The following is a 1,272-nucleotide window of genomic DNA, read 5'->3' on the forward strand; positions in this document are numbered from 1 at the left end:
GCGCAGCAGCGGCGGCAAGGTGCCGTCCGCGGCCGCGGACTTCAGGGCGGCGGTGTCGAGGCGCATCGGGACCAGGGCGGCCCGGTCCACGGTGAGGGCGGTGTCGAACAGGGCGAGTCCCCGCTCGGTGGAGAGCGGCGGCATCCCGGAGCGGGCGGCGCGTCGTACGTCGTCCTCGTCCAGGTGTCCGGTCAGTGCGCTGGGCTGCTCCCACAGGGTCCAGGCCAGGGACTGGCCGGGCAGGCCCGCCGCCCGGCGCTGGGCGGCGAGGGCGTCGAGGAAGGCGTTGGCGGCGGCGTAGTTGGCCTGGCCGGGGCCGCCGAAGGTGCCCGCGGCGGAGGAGAAGAGCACGAAGTGCGTGAGGTCGCGGTCGCGGGTGAGTTCGTGCAGGTGGAGGGCGGCGTCGGCCTTGGGGCGCAGGACGGCGTCCACCCGTTCGGGGGTGAGTGCCGTGACGACGCCGTCGTCGAGGGTGCCCGCGGTGTGGATCACGGCGGTCAGCGGGTGTGCGGGCGGCAGGTCCGCGAGGACGGCGGCCAGGGCGGTCCGGTCGGCGGCGTCGCAGGCCCCGAGGGCGATCTCGGCGCCCAGTTCGGTGAGTTCGGCGCGCAGTGCCTCGGCTCCCGGGGCGGCCGGGCCGCTTCGGGAGAGCAGCAGCAGGTGCCGTACGCCGTGCCCGGTGACCAGGCGGCGGGCGACGTGGGAGCCGAGCAGGCCGGTGCCGCCGGTGATGAGGACCGTGCCGTCGGGGTCGAAGGCGCGTACGGGCACGGCCGTGCCGTCAGCGGTGTCCGGGGCGTTCCGCGGGATCCTGGCCAGCCGGGGTACGCGGACGTCTTCGCCGCGGACGGCGGTCTGGGGTTCTCCGGAGGCGAGGGCCGCGTCGACGCCCGCGGCGGTGCCGTGTTCGTCGTCGGCGTCGAGGTCGAGCAGCGCGAAGCGACCGGGGTGTTCGGACTGGGCCGAGCGGACCAGGCCCCAGAGCGCGCTGTGCGCGGGGTTGCGTACGTCCTCCCCGGCGCTGACGGCGCCCCGGGTGGCGAACACCAGGAGCGAGCCGGCGAAGCGGTCGTCGGCGAGCCAGGTGCGGACATCGGCGAGGGCCTGGTGGACGGCGGCGCGGACCGCCGCGGCCGGACCTCCGGCCGGGTCCGCCGGGTGTTCGGCGCAGGTCAGGAGAACCGTCTCGGGCACCGGCGCCCCGGCGTCGACGGCGGCCCACAGCGCGGCCAGGTCCGCGGTGCGGTGGACAGGTGCGCCGGTTCCGCGCAG

1 protein-coding gene is annotated in these 1,272 nt (G+C 77.0%); it reads right to left on the minus strand.

Going from position 1 to position 1,272, the window contains the following annotated elements:
- Positions 1-1,272: beta-ketoacyl reductase (locus B9S61_RS10495; protein WP_146064776.1), on the minus strand; the 1,272-nt coding region annotated here is incomplete at both ends.

The organism is Streptomyces sp. SM1 (assembly GCF_002910825.1).
Classification (GTDB): domain Bacteria; phylum Actinomycetota; class Actinomycetes; order Streptomycetales; family Streptomycetaceae; genus Streptomyces; species Streptomyces okerensis.